General features: G+C 46.5%; 24 protein-coding genes. 2 read left to right on the forward strand and 22 right to left on the reverse strand.

The genetic code is table 11. From position 1 onward, the window contains the following. Positions 1–10 precede the first annotated feature (10 nt). From rnhB to rpsB, 16 genes are all read right to left on the reverse strand, one after another. Positions 11–601, reverse strand: a complete 591-nt coding sequence (gene rnhB / locus DXE44_RS05950; RefSeq protein ID WP_114653442.1) for a ribonuclease HII — start codon at positions 599–601, stop codon at positions 11–13. Further along, positions 598–1,851, reverse strand: a complete 1,254-nt coding sequence (gene lpxB, locus DXE44_RS05955) for a lipid-A-disaccharide synthase (protein ID WP_162785888.1) — start codon at positions 1,849–1,851, stop codon at positions 598–600. Before lpxB ends, rnhB begins: the two co-directional genes overlap by 4 nt. After that, positions 1,811–2,608 carry an acyl-ACP--UDP-N-acetylglucosamine O-acyltransferase gene (gene lpxA / locus DXE44_RS05960; RefSeq protein ID WP_114653446.1) on the reverse strand — a complete coding sequence of 266 codons (798 nt, stop codon included), beginning with the start codon at positions 2,606–2,608 and terminating at the stop codon, positions 1,811–1,813. The genes lpxB and lpxA overlap by 41 nt, the downstream gene beginning before the upstream one ends. Continuing rightward, positions 2,605–3,057: a 3-hydroxyacyl-ACP dehydratase FabZ gene (fabZ, locus tag DXE44_RS05965; RefSeq protein ID WP_114653448.1), complete on the reverse strand. Its 453-nt coding sequence runs from the start codon at positions 3,055–3,057 to the stop codon at positions 2,605–2,607. Before fabZ ends, lpxA begins: the two co-directional genes overlap by 4 nt. Positions 3,058–3,106: 49 nt before the next feature. Next, complete coding sequence (gene lpxD / locus DXE44_RS05970) at positions 3,107–4,162, reverse strand: UDP-3-O-(3-hydroxymyristoyl)glucosamine N-acyltransferase (RefSeq protein WP_114653450.1); 1,056 nt, start codon at positions 4,160–4,162, stop codon at positions 3,107–3,109. Positions 4,163–4,167: 5 nt separating this feature from the next. Further along, a complete protein-coding gene (locus DXE44_RS05975; protein WP_114653452.1) occupies positions 4,168–4,695 on the reverse strand; it encodes an OmpH/Skp family outer membrane protein in 528 nt (175 codons plus the stop codon). Between the two features lie 17 nt (positions 4,696–4,712). Then, a complete protein-coding gene (gene bamA / locus DXE44_RS05980; RefSeq protein ID WP_114653454.1) occupies positions 4,713–7,061 on the reverse strand; it encodes an outer membrane protein assembly factor BamA in 2,349 nt (782 codons plus the stop codon). Beyond that, complete coding sequence (locus DXE44_RS10690; protein WP_231970600.1) at positions 7,058–7,738, reverse strand: M50 family metallopeptidase; 681 nt, start codon at positions 7,736–7,738, stop codon at positions 7,058–7,060. The genes bamA and DXE44_RS10690 overlap by 4 nt, the downstream gene beginning before the upstream one ends. Positions 7,739–7,758: 20 nt before the next feature. Further along, positions 7,759–8,190: a site-2 protease family protein gene (locus tag DXE44_RS10695; protein ID WP_231970601.1), complete on the reverse strand. Its 432-nt coding sequence runs from the start codon at positions 8,188–8,190 to the stop codon at positions 7,759–7,761. A gap of 11 nt (positions 8,191–8,201) precedes the next feature. Next, on the reverse strand, positions 8,202–9,392 hold the full coding sequence (gene ispC / locus DXE44_RS05990) for a 1-deoxy-D-xylulose-5-phosphate reductoisomerase (protein ID WP_114653456.1): 1,191 nt from the start codon (positions 9,390–9,392) through the stop codon (positions 8,202–8,204). Beyond that, positions 9,392–10,219, reverse strand: coding sequence for a phosphatidate cytidylyltransferase (locus DXE44_RS05995; RefSeq protein WP_114653458.1), 828 nt, complete (start codon positions 10,217–10,219; stop codon positions 9,392–9,394). The genes ispC and DXE44_RS05995 overlap by 1 nt, the downstream gene beginning before the upstream one ends. A gap of 16 nt (positions 10,220–10,235) precedes the next feature. Next, entirely contained in the window at positions 10,236–11,009 is a 774-nt protein-coding gene (uppS, locus tag DXE44_RS06000; protein WP_114653460.1) for a polyprenyl diphosphate synthase, read from the reverse strand. Positions 11,010–11,039: 30 nt separating this feature from the next. After that, positions 11,040–11,600 carry a ribosome recycling factor gene (frr, locus tag DXE44_RS06005; RefSeq protein ID WP_114653462.1) on the reverse strand — a complete coding sequence of 187 codons (561 nt, stop codon included), beginning with the start codon at positions 11,598–11,600 and terminating at the stop codon, positions 11,040–11,042. Positions 11,601–11,611: 11 nt separating this feature from the next. After that, positions 11,612–12,322, reverse strand: a complete 711-nt coding sequence (gene pyrH, locus DXE44_RS06010) for a UMP kinase (protein ID WP_114653464.1) — start codon at positions 12,320–12,322, stop codon at positions 11,612–11,614. A gap of 189 nt (positions 12,323–12,511) precedes the next feature. After that, positions 12,512–13,390, reverse strand: a complete 879-nt coding sequence (tsf, locus tag DXE44_RS06015) for a translation elongation factor Ts (RefSeq protein WP_114653467.1) — start codon at positions 13,388–13,390, stop codon at positions 12,512–12,514. Beyond that, the gene (gene rpsB, locus DXE44_RS06020; RefSeq protein WP_114654372.1) at positions 13,390–14,139 is read right to left on the reverse strand and encodes a 30S ribosomal protein S2; all 750 of its coding nucleotides are present in this window, start codon (positions 14,137–14,139) and stop codon (positions 13,390–13,392) included. Before rpsB ends, tsf begins: the two co-directional genes overlap by 1 nt. Positions 14,140–14,395: 256 nt before the next feature. Here rpsB and map point away from each other — a divergent pair, with 256 nt between their 5' ends. Both map and DXE44_RS06030 read left to right on the forward strand, forming a co-directional pair. Then, on the forward strand, positions 14,396–15,232 hold the full coding sequence (gene map / locus DXE44_RS06025) for a type I methionyl aminopeptidase (RefSeq protein ID WP_114653469.1): 837 nt from the start codon (positions 14,396–14,398) through the stop codon (positions 15,230–15,232). 43 nt (positions 15,233–15,275) lie between these two features. Continuing rightward, positions 15,276–17,858 (forward strand): [protein-PII] uridylyltransferase, encoded by a 2,583-nt coding sequence (locus tag DXE44_RS06030; protein ID WP_114653471.1) that lies wholly within the window; start codon positions 15,276–15,278, stop codon positions 17,856–17,858. On the opposite strand, the gene DXE44_RS06035 is transcribed toward DXE44_RS06030, so the two are convergent. From DXE44_RS06035 to smc, 6 genes are all read right to left on the reverse strand, one after another. Then, positions 17,855–18,328, reverse strand: a complete 474-nt coding sequence (locus DXE44_RS06035) for an NUDIX hydrolase (RefSeq protein ID WP_114653473.1) — start codon at positions 18,326–18,328, stop codon at positions 17,855–17,857. The genes DXE44_RS06030 and DXE44_RS06035 overlap by 4 nt on opposite strands. Continuing rightward, positions 18,328–18,870 carry an MFS transporter gene (locus DXE44_RS06040; RefSeq protein WP_114653474.1) on the reverse strand — a complete coding sequence of 181 codons (543 nt, stop codon included), beginning with the start codon at positions 18,868–18,870 and terminating at the stop codon, positions 18,328–18,330. Before DXE44_RS06040 ends, DXE44_RS06035 begins: the two co-directional genes overlap by 1 nt. A gap of 3 nt (positions 18,871–18,873) precedes the next feature. After that, complete coding sequence (locus tag DXE44_RS06045) at positions 18,874–19,557, reverse strand: MFS transporter (RefSeq protein ID WP_114653476.1); 684 nt, start codon at positions 19,555–19,557, stop codon at positions 18,874–18,876. Between the two features lie 71 nt (positions 19,558–19,628). Continuing rightward, complete coding sequence (gene ligA, locus DXE44_RS06050) at positions 19,629–21,644, reverse strand: NAD-dependent DNA ligase LigA (RefSeq protein WP_114653478.1); 2,016 nt, start codon at positions 21,642–21,644, stop codon at positions 19,629–19,631. Between the two features lie 9 nt (positions 21,645–21,653). Then, complete coding sequence (locus DXE44_RS06055; RefSeq protein WP_114654373.1) at positions 21,654–22,706, reverse strand: cell division protein ZipA C-terminal FtsZ-binding domain-containing protein; 1,053 nt, start codon at positions 22,704–22,706, stop codon at positions 21,654–21,656. A gap of 18 nt (positions 22,707–22,724) precedes the next feature. After that, entirely contained in the window at positions 22,725–26,246 is a 3,522-nt protein-coding gene (gene smc / locus DXE44_RS06060) for a chromosome segregation protein SMC (RefSeq protein WP_114653480.1), read from the reverse strand. Positions 26,247–26,403 lie beyond the last annotated feature (157 nt).

Below are 26,403 nucleotides of genomic sequence, written 5' to 3' on the forward strand. Positions count from 1 at the left end.
ATTGGGATTATCAGCTATGCAGGGCTAAGACATTGCGAACAGGAGAAAAGCTACGACGATGCTGATCGCAGGCACCAAATTCTTTTAGCGCTGCGAAATGCGCTTCTGTGGGATATCCCATGTGTTGGGCAAAGCCATACTGAGGATGCAATTCATGCAAGGCCATCATTTGGCGATCGCGTGTCACCTTAGCCAAGATCGATGCCGCTGAAATTGCCGGCTCTTTGGTATCACCCTTCACAATAGCTTCTGCTGAGATTGGAAGCTCGGGACAGCGATTGCCATCGATTAAAGCTTTATCTGGCCAGCCGCCCAAACGTGTGGTGAGATCTTCAATTGCACGGCGCATTGCGAGCATCGTCGCTTGCAAAATATTGATCTCTTCAATCTCAGCTGGACTCGCTTCGCCAATCCCCCAGGCTTTTGCCTTGAGCTGAATTTGCTCAAACAAAAACTCGCGTCTCGCTGCTGATAACTTCTTAGAATCTTTTAAACCAGTAATAGGATTTTCGGGATCAAGAACGACAGCGCCAGCGACCACCGCCCCCGCTAATGGACCACGCCCTGCCTCGTCAACACCACATACCCAAATCATGCTCACACAGTGATCCGATTTTTATTGGCAGTAATTGTTTGTGCCACAGCCTGAGCAACCAATAAACCTGTTGGCCTACGTAAGGTCTCATGCATTGCTGCAAAGCGAGCTCTCAACTGACCAACCTTACTAGGGCTGTTTAACCAGACTAGTAAGGCATCAGCTAATTTGCTTGGAGTCGCATCATCTTGCAGAAGCTCAGGGACAACGAACTCGCCACAGAGAATGTTCGGCAAACCTACGTAGGGCAAGTAACCTTGTCGCCTCATGATCTGTGCGGTTAACCAAGGTACCTTATAGGAGATCACCATCGGCTTTTTCCAGAGCGCCGCCTGCAATGTTGCGGTACCACTGGCAATCAACACAACATCAGCAGCTTCTAGGACTGCATCCGCCTCACCATCAATTAAATGGATCTGAAGGTCTGGATATTTCTCAAGGGTATTTTTGAGTAAAGCTTCCAGCGGTGCACGCAAGCGCGGCGTAGCAACCGGAATGACAAAATGAATCGCTTGCCCCGGCATGCGCTTCGTAAGCTCTGCCATCGTCTCAAAAAATACTGGCGCAATGAGCTCAATCTCTGAACTCCTGCTACCCGGTAGAACAGAAACCACGATTCCATCTAATGTATTGACTGGCAGGCTTAGGATTTTTTCTATCCTTTGCTTAGCCATTACCGAATTTGGCTCTAGCGGAATCTCGCTTGCTAGCGGATGGCCAATATAAGTTGTGCTAATGCCAGCACGTTCATAAATCTCAGTTTCGAAGGGAAAGATGCAGAGCATACGCTCTACTGCTTGCTTAATCTTCGTAATACGCCCCGCTCTCCAGGCCCAAATCGATGGCGATACGAAGTGCAAAGTGGGTATGCCCGCTTTTCGCAAAACCAACTCAACACCTAAATTGAAGTCCGGCGCATCAATACCCAAATACACATCAGGGCGACCTTCTCCAGTGAGATTGCTAATGAGTTCCTTACGCAATTTTAGAATAGCAGGCAGTTGCTTGATAGCCTCAACGTAACCGCGAACACTCAGGGTCTCCATCGGCCAATCTGATCTCAGGCCCTCTGCCTGCATACGTGGGCCACCAATACCATAGACCTCTAGACAGGAAGTGTCAGGGATCTGCTTTAGCGCACTCAATACTGGCGCTGCCAGCAAGTCACCCGAAGGCTCTCCGGCAACACAAGCAAGTTTAGGCACTCGATTGACTCTATCGAATGATGCCGCGGGTAGAAGCGGCAATAAAGTCATGGAACTCGGTCAGCTTTTCTGCAGTAGCGGCATCCGATGCACTAGCTTGCGCCATCTTCCGAATCCCCACCTTAGCCTCTTCGAAGCTGAGGCCGTCTTTATAGAGCACCTTATAAGCCTGACGTAGCGCAGAAATCGTTTCGCTGGAGAAACCCCGACGCTTGAGGCCTTCTACGTTAATCCCATGTGGAGAAGCCTTATCTCCAGCTGCAATCACAAATGGTGGAATATCTTGCACTAATGCAGATGCACCACCCAGTATGGCGTGTTGACCGATGCGGACAAATTGATGCACACCAGACATGCCGCCCATAATCGCCCAGTCACTCACCTTCACATGACCGGCAATTTGCGCGTTGCTCGAGAAAATCGTGTGGTTACCAATTTGACAATCATGCGCAATGTGCACATATGCCATGATCCAGTTGTCATCGCCAATGCGGGTAATGCCTTCATCCTGAGAGGTACCAGTATGGATAGTCGTGAACTCACGAATCGTATTGCGGTCACCAATAATTAGTTGTGTTGGCTCACCACGGTATTTCATATCCTGAGGGGCGCCGCCAATAGCCGCAAAGTGTGCAAAATTATTCTCTTTACCGATCGTGGTGTAACCCTCGATCACAGTATGAGATCCGATCCTGCTACCAGCACCAATTTTGACATTTGGTCCAATAACGGAATATGGGCCAATCTCTACGTCGCTAGCGATCTCTGCCTTGCTATCAACTACAGCGGATGCATGAATCCGAGTCATTGCGCGCCTTTCGTACGAACAGCACAAGTAATATTTGCTTCAGCAGCAAGTTCACCGTCAACAGTGGCTTTTACTTGAAACTTGTAGATACCTGCACGTTCACGCTCTAGCTTAGCCGTCATGATCAGCTGGTCGCCAGGCAATACTGGTTTCTTAAAGCGAGCACCATCAATACCGGCAAAGTAATAGATAGCGTTTTCTTCGCGCACTTCTGAAAAAGTAAGAAGGGCAGCGGTTTGAGCAAGTGCCTCAATAATTAAAACACCCGGCATGATCGGAAAATCTGGAAAGTGTCCCTGAAAAAATGGCTCGTTCATAGTGACATTCTTAAGTGCAGTAATACTTTGGCGAGGCTCAATCTCCAACACGCGATCAACCAATAAAAAAGGATAGCGGTGTGGTAACAACTTCAAAATTTGATTGCTGTCGATAGCGATGGGTTTGCTCATGTATTTACCTACTGGATAAAGTTTTTAATTTTTTAATATGGTGACGAATTTATTTAGATTTATCTAATAAACGTAAGCGTTGACGTATTTTATCGAGGCCACGCAAAATAGCTGCATTTTTCTCCCAGGCGCCATGAAGCATTGAAGGGTAAACGCCCGTGAAGTGCTGGCCCGGCTCTGTGATAGAGCGAATAATGGAGGTATTTCCAGAAACAGTGGTTTTATCAGCAATGGTGAGATGACCTGCAAAATTGGCGGCACCACCAATGATGCAGAAGTTACCAATTTTGGTACTACCAGAGATAGCAGCACAACCCGCAATCACGCAACAGTTGCCCACCACTACGTTATGAGCAATCTGAACTTGGTTATCAATCTTAGTTCCATTGCCTATGATGGTATTACTCATGGCACCACGATCGATAGTGGTTGACGCACCGATTTCAACATCATTACCAATCACTACAGCACCAGTTTGCGGGATCTTGACCCACTCAGCACTAGTTGCAGAAAAATCAGGAGCGAAGCCAAAGCCATCCGCACCAATCACAGCACCACTATGAATAATACAGCGTTCGCCTATGGTGGTTTCTGAATAAACGGATACATTTGGGTAGATTAAAGCGTCATTGCCAATAGCGGAATTTCTACCAATAGAAGTATTGCCCAATAACACAACCCGCTCGCCCAATTTCACGCCGGGGCCGATTTGGACAAACGGACCAATGTGACATGAAGCAGGAATAGTTACAGAAGAATCAATGGCAGCGCTAGGGTGCACTCCAGGCGCATAAACGGGAGCCAAGGTCTTGGCAAAGTACTGCGCCATTCTGGCAAAAGTAGCGTACGGATTCTTGGAAACAAAATAGACGCGCCCTACTGAGCCACTCCCAGGATTTGCCTGAAGAAAATCCGCATCAGCTTGATTAACAATCAACCCACCAGCAACACTATCGCTAGCCTGTTGACGGTATAACGGATTTGAGAGAAAGGAGATCTGACTAGATTGAGCTCGCTCGAGCGGAGCGAGACCCTGAAGCGCGAGGGAGCCATCCCCCACCAAGCTTACTTGAAACTGTTCGGCCAGCTCGATGGCGGTGGGCATAAAACTTACTTGAGACTATTCAAAGCCTTGATGACATCATCAGTTACATCAACCTTAGGATTGGCATAGGCTGGATCTTGAATAATGACATCAATTTTTCTTTGGTCAGCGATTTGCTTGAGGGCTTGGTTTGCTTTTTCAGCAATCTTGGCACGCTCTTCAAAATTACGCTGATTCAGATCTTCCGTGTATTCGCGTTGTTTGCGTTGCAGCTCACGATCTTGATCAACTAACTCGCGCTGACGACGAACACGATCCGCCTCAGACATCACCGCTGAATCGCGATCTAATTTTTCTGCTGTAGCCTTAATTCTTTCGGCGCTACTACGAATCTCATTCTGACGCTTCAGAAATTCATTTTGTAACTTAGTCTGACTTGCTTTAGCCATATCCGATTCGTTGAATACTTTTTCAACGTTCACAGCCGCAACGCGAGTGCCGGCATCTTGCGCAAATGCCTGCGGCAAAGCGATTAGTGAAGAAACAGCAATTAAGCTGTATTGAATCCATTTTGAAGAATGATGAAGATTCATAAACTTTCCTTAAACAATTAAAACGCTGTACCAACTTGGAACTGCAAACGCTGGATATTATCCGTTGGTAACAACTTGATTGGAATACCGTAACTGAATTTTAGTGGGCCAAGTGGTGATATCCATGATAAACCTAAGCCATAAGAATATCGCAAGACGAGATTGATATTTTCGTTATAAACATTACCACCGTCTACGAAGCCAAATACGCGCAAGGTTTTATCAACGCCAGAGCCGGGAACTGGGACGGTGTACTCAACGTTGCTGACAATTTTGGACTGACCGCCGGTAGGTTGATTCAGACCGGTATAGGTATTGACGTAGGTAGGTCCAAGTGATCCTGGAGCGTAGCCTCGAACAGATCCAATACCACCCACATAGTAGTTTTTGGTAATCGGGAATGGGTACTTACCGCATGCTTCACCGTAGCCAACCTCTCCGTTAAAGGACAGGATATTACCCTTTGAGAAAGAGTGATATTTTTGATATTGACCAAACAGGCGGTAGAACATCATATTTCCAACCGGCGTACCCACTTCAGCATTCAGTTGCTGCAAAGAACCTGTTGATGGAATCAGCGCGCTATCTCGACCATCACGTGACCAACCAATTGTGATTGGAATGTTGTAAGTGTTGAGTGTTGCAGGATAGCCTGGGGCAGCAATGCCATAGTCCTGCATGTAATTCAAATATGGTGTTGGCGTGTTAATACTGGACTGGATTTGGAACACCTCAAAGCCAGCACCGAAGAAGACCCTGTCCACTTCGGTATAGGGAACGCCAAACTTGATATTGCTACCAACAGATTTGATTTGGTAATCAGGATCACCTGTGTAGTGCAGCGGCTTGGATGAGCGGTAGTACAAATCGGTGAAGAGGCTAATACCATCCTCAGTGAAGTAAGGGTCATAGTTTGATAAAGCCAAACTTTGATTAATCTTATCGAGGGAGATATTCAATCCGACTGCAGTACCGGTACCGAAGGCATTTTCTTGATTAATACCAGCGGAAAGAATCAACTTCTCAGTAGATGAGAAACCGGCACCCAGAGTAATTGCACCAGTGGGCTTCTCGGTGACCTTCACGTTCACATCAACCTGATCCGCAGATCCTGGAACATCTTGCGTAGATATATCAGTCTCCATGAAATAACCTAAGCGACCCAAACGCTTTTTAGACAGGTCAATCTTTTCGCTGTCGAACCAAGAGCTTTCAAACTGCCGCATCTCGCGACGAATCACCAGGTCACGAGTCTTAGCATTACCAGTAACGTTGACCTGGCGAACATATACGCGACGACCCGGATCAACCACTAAAGTCAAGTCTACTTCACTTAATTCACGACGAATGTCTGGTTGTGGATTAATGGTTGCAAACGCATAACCGTATGAGCCTAGAATTTCTGCAATGACTTTAGTACTCTCAGTCAACTTAGCGGATGAGAAGGTATCGCCTGGCTTAAGACTGACAAGCTGAATTAGCTCAGCCTCTTTGCCCAACAACTCACCAGCTAGACGAACATTTTTGACTGTGAACTTATTGCCTTCACGAATACTAATCGTGAGATAGATACCTTTTTTATCGGGGGTAATAGAAACCTGAGTTGACTCAATCACAAACTCAAGGTAACCGCGATTGAGATAGTAAGAGCGAATATTCTCTAAGTCAGCCGTGAGTTTTTGCTTGGAATACAAATTGTCTTTGCTATACCAAGAAAGCCAGCCACCAGTTTTCAACTGCACCTGGCTCTTGAGGGTGCTCTCACTAAACACGTTATTACCAATGAAATTGATCTCTTGGATCTTGGCTACAGGGCCTTCATCGATATTGAAATAAATCGCAACTTGATTGCGCTCTATTGGGGTAACGGTTGCAACTACCTCGGCTGCATACATGCCCTTGCCAACATACTGTCGCTTCAGCTCTTGCTCTGCTTTGTCAATCAAAGCTTTGTCATAGAAGCGAGCTTCAGCAACCCCGACAGCTTTGAGCGACTTCCGAACAACCTCTACATCAAACTCCTTCATGCCCGTAAACTCAATTCGGGAGATGGTAAGACGCTCTTCGACGATCACAATCAAGACGTTACCCTGAGCCTGAATTTGCACATCTCGGAAAAAGCCAGTGCTGTATAGCGCCTTAATGGCCTCAGCACTCTTCTCTTCAGAGAATGTGTCGCCTACCTGAACCGGCAGATAACTAAATACAGTGCCAGGCTCCACACGCTGCAAACCTTCAATTCGAATGTCTTTAATAACGAAGGTATCGGCTGCTTGTGCGTTTACACAAAAACCTGCCGCAACAATAAGAACGACTTGAGCAATAAATCGAGTTGCGGTGCGAAAAGAAGAGGTCAAAAAATTCAAGGTGAAAGGTAGCGTTGCAAATCGTTAAACAAGGCTAGCAAGGAAAGACCTATCAGCAGCAAAAAACCCACTTTTTGGAGCTTTTCCTGTAGAGATATTGAAATTCGCTTACCAGCAACCAACTCCCATGCATCATACAGGAGCTGACCCCCATCTAGCATTGGTAAGGGCACTAAATTCAAGAGTCCAATGCTGATGCTCATGAGGGCCAAAAAGGCTACAAATGGCTGCCAGCCGACCTGAGCAGACTTCCCAGCCATATCGGCAATACTAAGGGGTCCGCCAAGCTGTTTTAAGGTCGTTTTGCCGGTAAATAAACCCACCATGAGCCTCGCCGAGACCTTACTTATCAAATAGACCCGCTGACTAGCAAAGCCGAGGGCATCGATAGGACCCAATTTGAGCTGATTCCACTCTGAAGCCGGGTTGATCTGGGGAAACAAGCCCAGCGCTTGAAGTGGGTCTGATTCTGGTGTAACTGGCGGTAAATCACTCTGTCTAAAGGATTTAATATGACGCCCACCAGAAACATCCTGCATTTCCAGGGCGAAGCCCTGCTCTCCAGTTACGGCGTCTAAAAGCTGCCAACGCAGTGCATTCCAACTTGGAACTGGATCAAACTCCTCAAGAATTGGGGCGCCGCTATAGTCAGATGGCAGCGATTGCCAACCAATCACTTGATCGCCTGCTGCTACGCCTAGTTTGGCAGCAATCGATTGCTCAGGGGGGTCTGAAGTTTTGCCGGCAACTGAGGTACGCCTGTGACGTAAATGATCGAAAATAAGATGACTGCCAAAAGGCAATTAGCAAATGGTCCAGCAGCCACAATGACAGATCGTTGCCAAAGCGGCTTTACATCAAAAGAATGAAGGCGATCCTGCGCCGAAATACTTTGCTGACTATCGCGGCCATCCAATAATTTGACATAGCCACCTAAAGGGATTGAAGCTACAACCCACTCAGTACCGCTCCTGGCGCGAAAAGTAAATAATGGCTTGCCAAAACCCAAAGCAAAACGAAGTACTTTGACGCCGCATAAACGGGCTGCTAAAAAATGACCATACTCATGAAAGCTGACCAGCACACCTAAGGTGACTAAGAATGAAGCAAGAGTGATTAAAGCCTTCACAAATCGCCGATCTATCTTTTGATATCGCGAATGAAATCATTCGCAGTGCGACGAGCCAGAGCATCAGCCTCAAGAATCGTTTCCAGGGAGCTCGCAGCAACTGAAGGCAAGGCATTTAAGCAGTGCTCCACTACATTAGGAATGCTTAAGTATGGCAAGCCATCATCCAAGAAAGCGGCCACAGCAACTTCGTTCGCCGCATTCAAAACAGCGGGAGTGGTGCCCCCTGCTTTTGCCGCAGCAAAGGCCAAGCTAAGGCAGGGGAATTGAGCAAAATTTGGTTCAGTGAAACTGAGGCCACTCAACTGGGTCAGATTTAAAGGGGCAACACCAGCATCGATGCGTTCAGGCCAGGCAAGACCATAAGCAATGGGAGTGCGCATATCAGGCTGACCCATTTGCGCGAGCACTGAGCCATCACGATAATGCACCATCGAGTGCACTACGCTCTGCGGATGAATTAATACCTTAATCTTTTCTAGCGGCAAGCCAAACAACCAATAAGCTTCGATCACTTCCAAGCCTTTATTCATCATGGTCGCTGAATCAACTGAAATTTTTCTACCCATCACCCAGTTTGGGTGTGCACAAGCTTGCTCAGGTGTAATGCCGGATAAATCTACAAGCGGTCTATCTCTGAATGGTCCACCAGAGGCAGTTAACCAAAGCTCCTCAACGCCTAAATGCGCAGATGGATTTTTTGTAAAGCGATCTGGCAGACATTGAAAGATCGCGTTGTGCTCACTGTCGATGGGCAGCAATTCTCCGCCGCCAACTTGCATGGCTTGCATAAATAAATTACCTGACATCACCAGTGCTTCTTTATTAGCCAACAATATCCGCTTACCTGCTTTTGCCGCAGCCAGGGCCGGCACTAGGCCAGCCGCACCCACAATCGCTGCCATAACGGTATCGCATCCTGATTCGGTGATGGCTCTTGCTAATGCCTCAGGCCCATACAGAACTTGAGTCGCGATCTTTTTTGCTTGTAGGAGTTGAGTCAGCTTAGCGGCGCCCTCAGCGTCAGCCACCACTGCGATAGTCGGCTTGAACTCAATACATTGCTCAGCTAGACGTTCAATCTGCTTAGCAGCAGTCAAAGCGACCACCTCGAAGCGATCAGGATGAGCACGAATGACGTCTAAGGTATTAACGCCAATCGATCCCGTAGATCCTAGGATAGCAATCTGTTTAAGAGGCATCAAATCAATCCAGCTAGTAATGCGGCAATTGGCATTGTTGGGATGAGGGCATCAACCCGATCTAAAACGCCGCCATGGCCAGGCAACAAATGACTGCTGTCTTTGACGCCAGCTAAGCGCTTCAACTGAGACTCAAACAAATCACCAAAGATGCTGAACGCCGCTAATACGGTAACCATCAAGAACATTGGCACCCAACCAAATCGAATGGCCCAAGCACCAAATAAGGTATCACCTAGAGGCAAATAGACCACACATAAAAATGCATAGAGATAGCAAAGAACTAGGCCGCCTAGGGCTCCCTCAATCGACTTTCCAGGACTGATATTCACAGCCAACTTATGTTTGCCAAACGCTTTACCAACAAAGCAAGCACCAATATCAGCAATCCAAACCAAAGCCATGCTACTCAATAAAAAGACTAAGCCTAGCTCGCGTAAAAAGACCAAAGCAAACCAAGTGGCTGGAAGAATGATTAAACCCAGAATGCTATAGAAAGGTTTGAATTTTTGGAGCGAGAGGTTCATCCCCTTTGCCAAAATAAATGGTGCCAGAAAGAACCAAAATAGGACTGCCATCATGAGCAGAGAGAACTGCCATGAAATCGCCTGAGTAGCCAGCAAAAACAAAATGATGGCTAAACAAAAGGCAGCATAGAGCCATGCCGCCTTTTTTGCCTCGGGGGCAATCATGCGACTCCATTCCCAAGCAGCTGCAACTAACGCTACAAGAAAAAATCCGCCTAAGCAGATTGGGGGCAGTAAAAATAAGATGGGCAATAGCACTGCCATCAAGATGGTGGCAGTAATGATTCGGGTTTTTAGCATAAGAGGGTGAGAGTACTTAAACTGCGTCGCTCAAGGGCTCGGAAGCCAGTTGAGCACTAGTGCGTCCAAAACGACGCTCGCGCTGACTAAACCAGTCAAACGCTTTATGCAATTCAGCCTCATCAAAATCAGGCCAAAGGATATCCGTGAAATACAACTCGGTATAGGCCAATTGCCATAGCAAGAAGTTGCTGACCCTTTGCTCGCCACCAGTACGAATAAACAAATCTGGTTCTGGAGCATACGCCATGGATAAATGGGGTTGCAATAACTCCTCTGATACTTGCTCCGGCTTTAAACCAGGATTAGCAGCCAAACATTGGCGCATCGCCTGCAAAATATCCCAACGACCACCATAGTTAGCGGCAATCGTAAAAGTTAAACTTTTGCAGCCAGCAGTTTTTTCTTCAGAGAATTGCACCATTTCCTGAATCGCTGAGTCAAAGCGGCTAAGGTCACCAATGAGGCGTAAGGCAATATCGTTTTCAGCGAGACGAGAGACTTCACTTTTTAATGACTTGAGGAACAGCTTCATTAAAAAACCGACCTCTTCTGGTGGCCGGCGCCAATTTTCAGAGCTAAATGCAAATACAGTAAGGTATTCAACGCCGAGACGACGACACTCTTGAACAATCTTTCGTACTGCGCCCAATCCTTCTGAGTGCCCCGCTACCCGCGGCATGAAACGCTTACTAGCCCAGCGCCCGTTACCATCCATGATGATGGCAACATGGCGAGGAATAGCGCTCACCTCGGGAACAACTAAGGTTGAGCTAGTGTGCTGGATCATGAAGCGAATAATAAAAAATGAATCTGACGATTAAACCGTCATGATCTCTTTTTCTTTTTCAGAAACGATCTTATCGATTTCAACAACGGTACGATCGGTCATCTTCTGAATCTCATCAGTTGCACGACGCTCATCATCCTCAGAAATTTCTTTATCTTTAGTGAGGCGCTTGAGGTGCTCATTGGCATCACGACGTAAGTTACGTACGGCGATTTTGGCATCTTCACCCTCGTTCTTAACCACCTTAGTTAAGTCGCGACGACGCTCTTCTGTCAATGCTGGCATTGGTACACGAATCACCGTACCTTGGGAGGCGGGATTAAGACCTAAGTCAGAATCACGAATCGCCTTCTCAATAGCGCCAACCATGGTCTTTTCAAATGGTTGAACGTTAATTGTTCTAGCGTCAGCCAAACCTAAGCTAGCCACTTGGCTTAGCGGTGTTGGGTTACCGTAGTAATCCACTTGGATGTGTTCCAAGATTCCAGGATTTGCACGGCCAGAACGAATTTTTGCCAAATTGGATTTCAAAGCCTCAAGAGACTTCTGCATCTTTTGATCGGTAGTGGATTTAATTTCTGCTGCGGACATCAAGCCTCCTATTAAACGTGTACTAAAGTGCCTTCAGATTCACCCTGAACCACACGCATCAATGCGCCTGGCTTGAGAATTGAAAACACTTTGATGGGTAATTTGCGATCACGACACAATGCAAAAGCAGTTGCATCCATCACTTGCAAGTTTTTGATGATGGCCTCATCAAAAGTAATTGTCTTGTAAAGAGTAGCCGTTGGATCCTTCATTGGATCGGCGCTGTAAATACCGTCTACCTTAGTGGCCTTCAGAACAATCTCTGCCGCCATCTCAGCACCGCGTAAGGCTGCTGCCGTATCAGTAGTAAAGAATGGATTGCCTGTACCTGCAGCAAAAATCACTACCTTGCCTTCAGTCAATGCACGAATTGCACGAGGGCGAATGTAAGGCTCAACTACTTGATCCATTCTGAGAGCAGATTGCACTCGCGCTTCAACACCTTTTTGGCGCAAAGCATCTTGCAGTGCAAGTGAGTTCATCATAGTGGCAAGCATTCCCATGTAGTCAGCAGTTGCACGATCCATACCTGCCGCACCACCTGCTACACCGCGGAAAATATTTCCGCCGCCGATCACGATTGCCAACTGAACACCGCTATTCACTACATCGGCAATTTCTTTCACCATGGAATCAATAGTGACTGGATTGATGCCAAAAGCATCATCCCCCATGAGGGCTTCACCAGAGAGTTTTAAGAGAACACGTTTGTAGGCTGGCATCGTTTTATTTTCCGTAATTTGCCAAGCAATTTACTTGCTTAGCTTATTGATCTTTAAGTACTTTTTAATAACTTGCCCAAATTATAAAGGGCTTGGCATAGATCAAACAAAAGGGCATAGAAACCAAGATTTCCATGCCCTTTTGGGTATTACAGCCTTACTGGGCAAGCTCAGCAGTTTTTGAGCTAATTAAGCGCCTTTAGCAGCGGCAACCTGAGCAGCAACTTCAGCTGCAAAGTCGTCTTGACGCTTCTCAATGCCCTCACCCACAACAAACATGGTGAAACCCTTGATTGTGGTGTTGGCGGCCTTGAGCATTTGCTCAACAGTTTGCTTGTCGTTTTTAACGAAAGTTTGGTTCAACAAAGAAACCTCTTTGAGGTACTTCTGAATAGAACCTTCAACCATCTTCTCAACGATTTCTGGTGGTTTGCCAGACTCAGCAGCTTTTTGAACAGCAACACTACGCTCAACAGCAATTGCTTCAGCAGGAACATCAGCCATCGACAAAGCCACTGGCTTCATTGCAGCAATATGCATTGCCACGTCTTTAGCTGCAGTCTCGTCGCCTTCAAACTCAACCATCACACCAATACGAGTGCCGTGAAGGTAAGAAACCAACTTGTTGCTACCAGCAAAACGCTTGAAGCGACGTGGCATGATGTTCTCGCCGATCTTACCGATCAAGGCGCTACGAACTTCATCAACAGTTTGACCATTCATTGGCAATGCAAGTAATGCAGCAACGTCAGCTGGATTCTTTTCAGAAATCAGGTTTGCGCAGGCTTGTGTAAATGCCAAGAAATCATCGTTCTTTGAAACAAAGTCAGTCTCGCAGTTCACTTCAAGCAAAGCACCTGTAGTGCCATTAATAGATGAAGCAACAATACCTTCAGCAGTAACGCGGGATGCCGCCTTACCAGCCTTGCTACCAAGCTTTACACGCAAAATTTCTTCTGCACGAGCCATGTCGCCATCAGCTTCAGTCAATGCTTTTTTGCACTCCATCATCGGAGCATCAGTCTTGGCGCGTAACTCGCCAACCATTGCAGCGGTAATAGCAGCCATTATTCAGCTTTCCCTTCTTCAACAAACTCTTCTTCGCCTTCTTTAACAGCAGTCAAGATTTCTTGAACAGAGTTTGATTTACCTTCGAGGATTGCGTCAGCAATGCCACGAGCGTAGAGAAGAACAGCCTTGCTGGAGTCATCGTTACCAGGAATGATGTAATCAATACCTTCTGGTGAGTGGTTGGTATCAACCACAGCGATAACAGGGATACTAAGCTTGTTAGCTTCGGTAATGGCAATCTTATGATAGCCAACGTCCACTACGAAAATCGCATCAGGAAAGCCGTTCAAATCTTGAATACCGCCAAGCGCTTTTTGCAACTTGTCGAGATCGCGATCGTTAGTCAAAGCTTCTTTCTTAGAAAGCTTTTCCCAATCGCCAGCTTCTTTAGCAACTGCCATATCCTTCAAACGCTTGAGGGAGCCTTTAACAGTTTTAAAGTTAGTGAGCGTACCGCCCAACCAGCGGCTGTCGATGTAAGGCATACCAGCACGAGCAGCTTCTTCAGCAATGATCTCGCGTGATTGACGCTTAGTACCAACGAATAAGATAGTTCCACGATTAGCAGCAACGTGTTTTGCAAATTTCAGGGCGTCCTGAAACATTGGCAATGTTTTTTCTAAGTTGATGATGTGAATTTTGTTGCGATGGCCGAAAATGTAAGGGGCCATTCTTGGGGACCAGAAACGGGTTTGGTGACCAAAATGGCAACCGGCTTCCAGCATTTGACGCATGGTTACTGACATAACTTCTCCTAAGGGTTCGTTTCTAAGATTGAGTCCTAGCTGCGCTAAAAAACGCCACCCTGGAAGGCTCAACCCGCGATTTCAGATCTAAATTGACCTGAGAACGGAATTATAGCTTAAATATCAATGATCTAGACACCCCACCCCTAGTTTTTGACCAGAAAGGCTACTCAGAAATGCCGTTAAATGGTGCATCTGCCTATTAATTAGGCGCTACGACTCTGCCAAAAAGCCCCAAGTCGTTGATAATCAAGGCATGAATAGTGTATTTACCGCCGAAAAAGACATCCAAGGGATGCGCGAGGCTGGCCGCCTAGCCAGTGAAGTTCTTGACCACGTAGCCCCGCACGTTAAAGCCGGCGTGAGCACAGCTGAATTGGATCGCATTTGCCACGAGTACACGCGCGATGTCCAAAAGACCATTCCAGCCCCGCTGAACTATCAGCCACCAGGCTACCCACCCTTTCCGGCATCTATCTGCACTTCAGTCAATGATGTGATTTGCCATGGCATTCCTGGCGAGAAGATTTTAAAAACTGGTGACGTCGTGAATCTCGATATCACTGTGATTACGCCAGATGGCTACTACGGCGATACCAGCCGTATGTTTATGGTTGGTGAAGTTTCAGTATTAGCGAAACGTCTTACTCAAATTACTTTTGAATGTATGTGGCTTGGCATTGCCCAAGTTAAGCCTGGTGCATCGCTTGGTGATATTGGTCACGTCATTCAACAGCATGCAGAAAACGCTGGTTACTCCGTCGTACGAGAATATTGTGGGCACGGCATTGGCAAGGTATTTCATCAAGACCCTCAGATTCTTCACTATGGCCGCCCTGGCACTGGCGAAAAATTGAAAGAAGGCATGACCTTCACTATCGAGCCGATGATTAATGCTGGCAAGCGCGACATTCGCACCATGCCCGATCAGTGGACAGTGAAGACTAAAGATCGCAGCCTCTCTGCACAATGGGAGCACACGCTTTTGGTAACGGCTACTGGTGTTGAGGTACTCACTTGGTCAGAGGGTAGCAATCCCGCTCCTGATTGTGTGAAAGGTCTTTCATTTAGACCAAGCATAGCCAACGCTTAATTAATCAATTAGTTCAAACGCAATAGGTCAACCTCTCGCAGCGATGAAACCTATTGCAGACGTTGCTAGCTTAAGAGCTGCTCGAGAGTTGGTCTATGCTGATTTTCGTGAGCATCAAGTTGTTGGACGATTAACCAAGCAATTGAGCAAGCTCAGTGATGAACTCCTGATGAGTTTATGGAATTCATGTGACCTAAATACAGATGCTTCTCTGGTAGCGGTAGGTGGGTTCGGTAGAGGCGCACTGTTTCCCTACTCCGATATCGATATTCTGATTCTGCTGCCTGAGGATAAGAAATTCTTCGAAGAAGTATTAGTCGCCAAGATTGAAAAGTTTGTAGCGCAATGTTGGGATACTGGCTTAGAGATTGGCTCATCCGTTAGAACCGTTGCTGAGTGCGTCTCTGAGGCTGAGCAAGACATCACCGTTCGCACCTCCCTACTGGAATCACAACTCATTTGCGGTAAGAAAGCCCTCTTCAAAGAATTTGAATCTGTTTATGAAAAGACTTTAGATCCCAAGTCATTCTTTCAGGCCAAGCTAGCAGAGCAAATCCAACGTCATTACAAATACCAAGATACGCCCTACTCTTTAGAACCCAATTGCAAAGAGAGTTCTGGTGGACTGCGGGACTTACAGGTCATCTCCTGGGTCAGTAAAGCAGCGCACCTAGGCAATACGTTTAAAGATCTTAGCCTTGCTGGCCTGGTAACTCAACGTGAGTTAACTGAACTCAATCGCAACCAGCGTTTTTTAGAAACCCTACGCGCTAACTTGCATCTCCTTGCAAAGCGTAGGCAAGATGTATTGGCGTTTGACTTACAAGCGCCACTTGCCGCAGCGATGGGGATTAAAGAAGAATCCTCCAGACTAGCCAGCGAAGCCATCATGCGTCGCTACTATTGGGCAGCTAAAGCGGTTAATCAATTAAATGATGTGCTGCTACAAAATATTGAAGCACTTCTCTTCCCCCAAGAGTCCAAAACAACTCATGCAATTGCTGGTGAAGGTAATGAGTGCTTTATTGAACGTCAAGGTGTCTTGGATATCAACGACCCCGAACTATTTCAGAAGCATCCAGAGAAAATTCTGAGAACCTTTTTGGTGTTTGCACAAACAGCAAATGTTAAGAGCTTGTCTGCAACGATCTTTAGAGCGCTATACAACGCCCGCCAGAAGATGGATAGTAAATGGCGCAAAGATCCAGTCAACCGCGCACTATTTATTGAGATTCTGAAAGAGCCAGAAGGAGTGAGTCGGGCCTTCCAGCTCATGAATCGCACCAGTGTTCTCGGCCGCTATTTGCCCGCCTTTAGAAAAATTGTTGGTCAGATGCAGCATGACTTGTTTCACGTTTACACAGTCGACCAGCATATCTTGATAGTGCTGCGTAATGTGCGCCGCTTTATGGTGGTTGAGCATACCCATGAATTCCCTTTCTGCAGTAGCCTGATTGCCCATTTTGAAAAACCTTGGCTATTGGTGATTGCCGCCCTATTTCATGACATTGCCAAAGGACGTGGTGGTGATCACTCCGAGCTTGGCAAAGCAGATATGCGTAAGTTCGCAAAAGATCATGGTTTGGATAAAGCGGATACCGAGTTATTGGTATGGTTGGTTGCAGAACACTTGAATATGAGTCAAGTTGCTCAGAAGCAAGATATTACCGATCCAGAGATAGTCCAAGCCTTTGCTAAAAAGGTGGGTGATGAACGTCACCTTACTGCGCTATATCTTTTAACTGTTGCCGACGTCCGCGGAACTAGCCCTAAAGTCTGGAATGCCTGGAAAGGCAAACTATTGGAAGACCTCTATCGCGTAACCTTGCGAGTATTGGGTGGCGCAAAACCAGATGCTTCTTCCGAACTCGCTCAGCATCAAGAAGAATCCCGTGCCAAGCTACGTCTCTATGCAATTGAGGACTCTGCCTACGAGAATTTATGGAAGCAATTAGATGTTGCATTCTTCTTGCGTCAAGATACGGCAGATATTGCCTGGCTTACACGTCATCTCTACAACAAGGTGGATAGTGAAATTCCAGTTGTACGGGCTCGCCTCTCTCCAGTTGGCGAAGGCTTGCAAATTGCTGTCTACGTCAAAGACCAAGAAGATCTCTTCGCCAGAATTTGTGCTTACTTTGAGCGTCATGGCTTCTCGATTTGGGATGCACGCATTCACACAACAAAGCACGGGTATGCACTGGATACATTCCAAATCTCAGGTAGTAATTTGGTAGATGAAGGCGGCAGTTACCGCGACCTCATACAGTTAGTGGAATATGAACTGACAGCCGCGCTGCAAAACAATGATCCACTGCCCTCACCCAGCATGGGAAGACTCTCAAGACAGTCTCGTACATTCCCTATCCAGCCACGCGTTCATATGATTCCAGATGAACGTGGTCATTACTACGCACTGTCTCTCTCAGCCAGCGATCGCACCGGCCTACTGTATGCAATATCTAGAGTCTTGGCCAAATACCAAGTCTCATTACATACCGCACGCATTAACACCCTGGGTGAGCGAGTAGAAGACGTATTCCTATTGGATGCAGCTAACTTGAGCAAGAATCCAAAATTACAGATCTTGTTGGAAACGGATTTACTAGAGGCTTTAGGGGCCTAAGTCTGGCCTTGTAGTTTTAGCAATGCTCGCTGAATACGTGAGCTGCTAACTTGAGCAAAAGGTACCCATGCCTTTTTAATCTCTTCAGGAGATTCTTGCTCTTCAATCACCTGCAATGCAAATAAAAGATCGATGTGTAAATGTGAGTCTTCACCCTTCTTTGGATTCTCGGGAATCTCATGCAAATCAATATCTATAGGATCTAAGAATCCGCTGAGAGATTCACAAACCACACCAGTCTCTTCAAAGACTTCACGAATCGCTGCCTGAATGCCCCCCTCCCCATCATCAATATGGCCACCAGGCTGGAACCATTGCTTAATATAAGGATGAAAGATAAGGAGAATGCTTCCATCCCTGATAACCAGACCACTTGCTGTGATGTGACCCATCCGATTGGCTCTTGAGAATGGATTTTCAGAGGCAAGTATTTTCCGTGAAAGTGCTGCAAAAGTTAATTGGGGATCCATCACAAAATCTTTTTTGTACGGCGACCGATGAGCCTGAAGCTTGAAAACCGATCTAGACAAGTTATAGCAACAATCATGAGGGCGCCACATAGCATCAGCAGCGAGGTAGATACCCATGAGGCACTAGAAAAGCTCGAAAGAATAAAACTCGCAAATGCACCAAACATCATCTCAACAGAGTAAAACAATCCTGAAATTAATCCAATATCTGTTTTAAATGACCTCGTCACACCTGCTTGAGTAGCAGGGAAAATGATGCCAACTCCAAATAATGCAAGAAAAATGCAAGGCAATAATATAAGGAGTGAGTCTATATTTAGCAAAGAGAGTATGGCAAGAAAGGATGTTGAAATTAAAATTATGAACCCGGAAAAGCAAATCAAATCCTTAAGATCCATGCGCTCAATATTGCGACGAATAAAGACCGTACCAAGTATGTACCCACTAATCGATAGGGAAAAGAGATAGCTGTACTCCAAAGGGCTCAATTTGTAGATTTTTTGAATTAATCCTGGAGAGGAAGAGATAAATGAAAAGTACACGGTCTAGGCAAAGCTAATAACTAGTGTATGAAAAAGGAATTCATGGTATGTTAGCAGTTTTAAGTACTTCTTGAAAATATTACCGATCAACAAGTCACTACCACCGAGCTCAATCGGCTTAGACTCTTTCATAAACATATAAATAAGTCCGAATGAGATAAATGAAAATAATGTAAGCGCATAAAATACAGATCTCCAGCCATATTGCATGGTTAGATTCGCCCCAATAATTGGGCCCAAAATTGGAGATGCAATTAGACCTGCTGCCAAATAACTTAGAACTCGCACTTGAGATTTGAAATCATACAAATCCCTGACGATTACCCTAGCCAAAAGAGTGCTACATCCCCCACCAAGAGCCTGAAAAAATCGACACCAGGTCAACTGCTCGACTGAAGTAATAAAACAGCTTGCCAGGCTAGCCAGGGCAAATATTAAAATGCCGCACAGAATTATTAGTCTTCGCCCATATACATCTGAAAGCACTCCCGAAAGCAGTAGGCTAATAGAGTAACCAGCCATATAAGAAGTCAAAGTCAACATTAATGCGGAGTGGTCAGCAATCAGATCTTCTCCCGCAGATGAAATAGCAGGTAAATATATGTCGGTTGCTAACATAGAGATTACAACTAAAACCATTAGAAGTGGCAATAAAAAAGGATTTTTTGATTCAGAATATCGTGTCATTTTTTCCCCAAAGCCTTAAGCTTATCGACGGGAAACATAAATGCCTACCTGATGTTTATGTAGGAAATAGCCTACTTGAGGAGCGCTACCATAGCCGCTTCATCAATGACAGGAATACCCAACTCTTCTGCTTTAGTGAGCTTGCTACCAGCGTCAGCTCCAGCAACTACATAGTCGGTTTTCTTGGAGACTGATCCAGCAACCTTAGCACCAGCCTTTTCGAGCAAGTCTTTTGCTTCATCTCTTGTCATGGTTGGGAATGTGCCTGTGAGTACAAAGGTTTTTCCTGCTACAGCTGCACTGATGACTTTTTCTTCGACAGAGAGCTGCATTCCCGAGGCTAGGAGTTGCTCAATGACTTCGCGGTTATGGGCCTCTTCCATAAAGCTGGTAATGGAGTCAGCTACTACGGGGCCAACATCTTTAACTGTTAGCAAGTCCTCGAGACTGGCATCCATCAGGGCGTGCATGGATTGGTAGTGATTAGCCAAGTCTTTAGCGGTAGTCTCGCCTACATGACGAATACCTAAGGCAAAGATAAATCTCGCTAGCGTTGTGTTTCTGGATTGATTAATTGCCTGTATGAGGTTATCTGCAGACTTCTCACCCATGCGCTCCAGATTCGCAATGGCGGTAAAACCGAGACGGTAAAGATCAGCCGGCGTTCGAACTAAATTGTGATCGACTAATTGGTCAACGATCTTTTCACCCAAACCTTCAATATCCAATGCACGTCTATGAACAAAATGAATTAACGCCTGCTTGCGTTGTGCCCCGCAGAATAATCCGTCACTACAACGGGCAACTGCTTCATCAGCTAAACGCTCAATATGTGAATCACATACAGGGCAATGTGTTGGCATTACAAACTCTGCTGCATTAGCTGGTCGACGCTCTTTTACTACCGAAACCACCTCAGGAATCACATCCCCTGCTCTTCTAACAGAAACGGTGTCGCCAATACGTACATCTTTACGCTTCACTTCATCTTCGTTGTGGAGCGTAGCGTTGGTGACGGTAACACCTCCTACTTCCACTGGAGCAAGTCTCGCGACTGGAGTAATGGCGCCTGTGCGCCCAACCTGCACATCAATGCCGAGTACAGTAGTTAAGGCTTCTTGCGCTGGGAACTTATGGGCTAAGGCAAAGCGTGGAGCTCTGGATACAAAGCCTAACTTGGCTTGCTCTGCAAAGGAGTTGACCTTGTAGACCACACCATCAATGTCATAAGGCAAAGAATCGCGCTTTGCACCAACTTCGTTGTAAAAAGCCAAAATCTCTTCTACAAATTTGAGAACGCGGCGCTCTGAGCAAACTGGCAAACCCAGCTTGACGTAAGCGTTGAGCAACTCTTCATGGGTTTTTGGAAGCCAAGATTGTGGCTCCAGCGCTCCAAGTCCATAAGCAAAGAATGAGAGCGGTCTTTTGGCGGTAATTTTGGAATCGAGTTGACGTAAGCTCCCGGCTGCTGCATTACGGGGATTGGCAAACTCCTTCTCACCCTGGGCAGCAGCTTGTTCATTCATTTTTTGGAAGTCTTTGAGATACATAAAGACTTCACCACGCACTTCTAATACTTTTGGGATATTGTCCCTAGAGAGCTTAAGTGGAATAGCGCGAATTGTTTTTATGTTGGCAGTGACATCTTCACCACTAGCGCCATCACCACGAGTAGCAGCCCTCACCAATGATCCATCTTCATAGCGCAGAGAGATTGCCAAACCATCAAATTTGAGTTCGCCTGCGTAATCCACATGATCAGCATGCAAACCCTCACGACAACGTCGATCAAAGGCAATCAACTCAGCATCTTCAAACGCATTGTTTAAAGAAAGCATCGGCACGGCATGGGTAACTGAATCAAACTCTTTTAACGCAGTACCGCCCACCCTTTGTGAAAGCGAATCTGAAGTTACCCACTCAGGATGCGCAGCTTCGATATCAAGCAACTCCCGATAAAGTCGGTCGTACTCACTATCAGGAACTATGGGGTTATCTAAAACGTAGTAAGCATGCTCAAGGCGCGCCAACTCAGTTTGCAAGAATACGTAGCGATCCGCTAAGTTTGTCGGACTTGAAGACGACAAAGCGGTTCCTTAGCTAAAGAGTCTGCTAGCAGTAGAAGAGCCAGCTGCAACGCCGCCCTTCTCAAGATTGGCATACAAAACATCAAGATGCTGGCGAATATTGATCACTGCAGCTTCAGTCAGATTAATGCCGTTGTCATCTACCAAGCGACCGTGGGCAGCTTGGGCAATCTCAATACCTTCACCCAACATACGCTCAAAAGCACGCTCATCATGGGATACCAAAGGCACTTCCAACAATAGAGTCACTTGTTTGACAGGTGCATTAGGATCGATTTCTGCACTAGTAAAGATGAGCATGCCATTACTAAAGAACTCATAAGCTCGACCATTTCGAGAAAGTCTAAAGCCACGCTTGCGCATCAAGACATCGAAGTTAGCTCCAGGAGTTGGCTCATCGAACAATACATTGATACTCAATTGAATATCACTCTCAGCAGCCATAACATCAAGCTCTTTAGCGCTCTCGCGCATAGTGCTAACGCTTGGCATATCAATTTGAGAGCCCAGGGCGTCCGCAAGCGCTTGAGCCCGGGAACAAAAATCAGATAACTCTAGAACGCCAATCGGACCACGACGGCTAGCCAATTGAATTGCCAATTGCAACTCAGAATAAGACGCTTCTGGGCGCAAAGCTTCCCAATCTTCAGTGGCATCAACATCCGCATTTAAGCCTTCGCACATCCAACGAGCTGTTGAGCTAGATGGCTCATCAGCCCATGACCTCATTTCATCGAGAATTTCAACACCGCTAATACCCTCGTCGAAACACAGAGTGATAACGCAATCGATCCGAGGATCAATTGAAAAAGTTTCTGGGGCGGACACTGCCGGGAGATTTATCTCACCAAAAGAAGGCTCGGAACGCTCTCCAGCCTCAGCAAAACCCTGGCCAAAAGAAGGCTCTTTGGCAAAACGATCATCAGTAGAGTATTCACTAGCAGCTTTTGCCTTGCGGCGCGCGCGCGCGTATTTGAGATTGAGAACGGCTACTGAAATCAGAATCAGTAGGCCAATAACAGCCAAAGCGAACTGCAAATCAGACAAACCTAGCATTGCCATGAATTGCTCTAGATCCACTTAAGCTGCCTCCACCATAGATACCGCAGAAGAAATATCCACCGCCACAATACGAGATACACCCTGCTCTTGCATGGTGACACCAATCAACTGATGCGCAATTTCCATAGTGATCTTGTTATGTGAGATAAATACAAATTGAGTCTTATTAGACATTTTGGCAACCATCTGCGCATAACGCAAGGTGTTCGCATCATCCAATGGTGCATCAACCTCATCGAGCAAACAGAACGGTGCAGGATTGAGGAGGAATAAGGAGAAGACCAAGGCAATCGCGGTCAAGGCCTTTTCACCGCCAGAGAGCAAGTAGATAGAACTATTCTTCTTGCCTGGAGGTTGAGCCATCACTTGCACGCCAGCGTCGAGAATCTCTTCACCAGTCATTACCAACTCAGCATGACCACCACCGAATAGCTCAGGGAATAGTTTTCCGAAGTGGGTGTTGACCTGATCAAAGGTGCCTTGCAAGAGATCACGGGTTTCTGCATCGATCTTGGCAATCGCATCCGTCAAAGTCTGCATTGCCTCGTTCAAGTCAGCAGACTGTGCATCCAAGAACTGCTTGCGCTCACGTGAGCTAGATAACTCATCCAAGGCAGCCATATTGACTGGGCCTAAAGATTGAATCTCGGAATTTAAGCGGTTAACTTCGGTTTGCAATGCCCCCACTTTGAGATCAGGACTAAAGCTAGCTTCTAATGCAGTAAGGTCTGCTTCAGCATCTGACAGTAAGGTCGCAAACTGTTCAAAGTTCAAACGGGCAGCCTGTTCACGCAACTGTAAATCGACCACTTTGTCACGCATTGGCTGAAGGCTACGCTCAATCTGTAAACGCACTTCATCCGCTTCACGTAATTGATGTAATAACGCATCTTGTTCAGTACGGGCATTCGCCAAGGCGGCTTCGTGAGCACTGCGAGCCAATAAGAGACCTTGTAATTTATCTTGCGCTTCTTCATCACTGAGCGTCTCAAGCTCTTGCTCGAAAGTGGCCTGCTTATCCTGAATCTCCATAATCTGCACACGTGCAGTACTTTGATCGCGTTGCAAATCTGCAATACGTTGCTGCAAAGAACGGGTGGCAAATGCTGCCTCTTGAGCTGACATCTCGGATGAGCGCAAAGCTTCACGCAGACGATCACGCTCTTGAGTAGCTAACTCGAGTTTTTCTTGAGCAATCGCCAAATTTTCTTGTAGGCCTTGCTTAGATTCTTCTGACTGAGCAAGCTCTTCCGCAGACTGCTCTTGAGTTTGAGTCAATTGCTCCATCTGCTGACGCAACTCACTTAACTCACCCTGAATTTGTTCAGAGCGTTGGTTGTACTTTTCTTCAGCTTGAGTTAACTGCATTCTTTCTACTTCAAAGCCGTGTACTTCTTGGACGGCTTGCTCAGCAGCAATGCGGGTTTGTTCAGCAGCTTGGTGTGCAGCCTGATAGTTGGCAACAGATTGATCCAACTCACCTTGCAACTCACTTTGAATTAATTTCTGTGCGCGCAATTGCTTCTCGAGACCCTCCATCTCTTGAGCGCGTGCCAACATGCCAGCCTGCTCAGAGTCGGCTGCATACAACTGGACGCCCACACGACTGACCAAATAACCTTGTTGGGTAACAAAAGCACCGCCAGCAGGTAACTTTTCGCGACGATGCAATGCATCTTCCAAGCTATTGGCAATATAGATGTTATCTAACCACTCTTGTAATACGGCAGCAACACCCGGTGCCCCTGCGCTCTGAACACGAGTCAACAAAGGCGTGAAATCTGCTGGCACATTAGTGTGCGCAGGAGAAATATCTTCTGTTAACAAAATCGCTAAACGGCTCGGAGGAGCATCATTTGCTAAAGCTAAAGTTTCTTGAACACTCTTGGCTGTAACGGCAGCCAAACGCTCGCGCAACACAGACTCCAAAGCAGCTTCCCAACCACTCTCCACTTTGAGCTCTTGCCACAAACGCTTGCTCTCTTTTAAACCTTTGCTTTCAAGCCATGGGCCGATTTTGCCTTGAGCTTGAACGCTAGCTTGCAATGTAGTTAATGCGGTGAGCTTTGCTTCGGTTTGAGCCAGCTCTTGGTTAGCCGACTGAATTTGTTGTTGCGCAGTGTTGCGAGCCTCATCCGCAGCTGGAACGCGTTGTTGCGCTTCGCCTGCTTTTTGTCTTGCTTCGTCGACTTTGCGCTGAGCCATGGCATGGCGATCGATTGCCATTTGCAATGCTTCAGCATCAGGTCTGCGCATACCTGCAAGCTCAGCCTCAAGACGGGTATCGCGCCCTTTGAGCTCTTCTACTTGAGTAGTAATAGCTTTAACACGCTCACCTAAACTCGCCAAACGCTGATCAATCGTTGCTAAGCTCTCACGAGCATCATTGAGTTCGCGTGCATGAATTTGATAAGCCTCTTCACGCGCCGGCATTTGCTCTTGTAGGCCAGATAAATCGGCTACTAATGTTTGCTCTTTTTCAGCAGCTAGACTGAGTTCTTGCTCAGCAGTGCGTTGTGCTTGCGCAGCATCTGTTTCTTGAACAGTCCAACGCTGAAGTTGAGCCTGTAAATCTTGAGATTGCTGTTGCAAACGCTGACGCGCTTCTTGCACGTAACGAATCTGTGACTCTACTTGACTGACATCAGCATTGGTTTGATACAAATCACCTTGCGCCTCAGAAACCTTATCTTGCAATGCGTATTGTTGTGTGCGCATAGTCTCAAGCTCAGTTTCAGCATGACGCATTTTTGCTGTCTGCTCTTCCAGATTGACTTGAGTATCACGAATACCATTGGCATGACGCTCCTGCTCTTTACCGGCTTCGGTCTGACGAACAAACCAGAGCAACTGCTGTTGAGACTTCATCTCAGTAGACAGTTCAGCATGGCGCTCAGCTACTGTTGCTTGTTTCTCTAAGCGGTTGAGTTGCTGATCGAGCTCACGCAGAATATCCTCTACGCGAACTAAGTTCTCTTTTGTGTCCTCTAGACGTGAAGCGGTTTCTTTGCGACGCTCTTTATATTTAGAAACGCCCGCAGCTTCTTCCAAGAAAACACGTAACTCTTCTGGCTTAGCTTCCAAGATGCGGTTGATGGTGCCCTGGCCAATGATGGCATAACCTCTTGGACCCATACCAGTGCCCAAGAAAATATCTTGAATGTCTTTACGGCGTACGACTTGGTTGTTGACGTAATAACTGGGATTGCCATCACGCGTCAGAACACGTTTAATACCTAATTCTGTAAAAGCACTCCACTGACCTTGAGCGCGCCCTTCTGAATTATCAAAAATGAGTTCCACACTGGCACGGCCAGATGGTTTACGCAAACCAGAACCATTAAAAATAACGTCCTGCATCGATTCGCCACGCAACTCACTAGCGCGAGACTCACCCAAAACCCAACGTACAGCGTCAATAATGTTCGACTTTCCGCAGCCGTTAGGACCCACAACACCGATCAATTGACCTGGCATTTCAAAGTGGGTTGGATCGACGAATGACTTAAAGCCGGAAAGTTTGATGGATTTCAGTTGCACGGCGTACTTTGCAGGGAAAAAAGGGGTTCAAATAAGGGGGTAAAAAATTATTACTAAAGTGGGAAGATGATAGCAAGCTTAGGGCTCCTCACACGGGTTTTTGCCCCACCGATATAATGACTAATCTACTTCCAGGGGCAAAACCCCTTAACAATCT

This window comes from Polynucleobacter necessarius, assembly GCF_900095175.1.
In the GTDB taxonomy this organism is placed as follows: domain Bacteria; phylum Pseudomonadota; class Gammaproteobacteria; order Burkholderiales; family Burkholderiaceae; genus Polynucleobacter; species Polynucleobacter necessarius_I.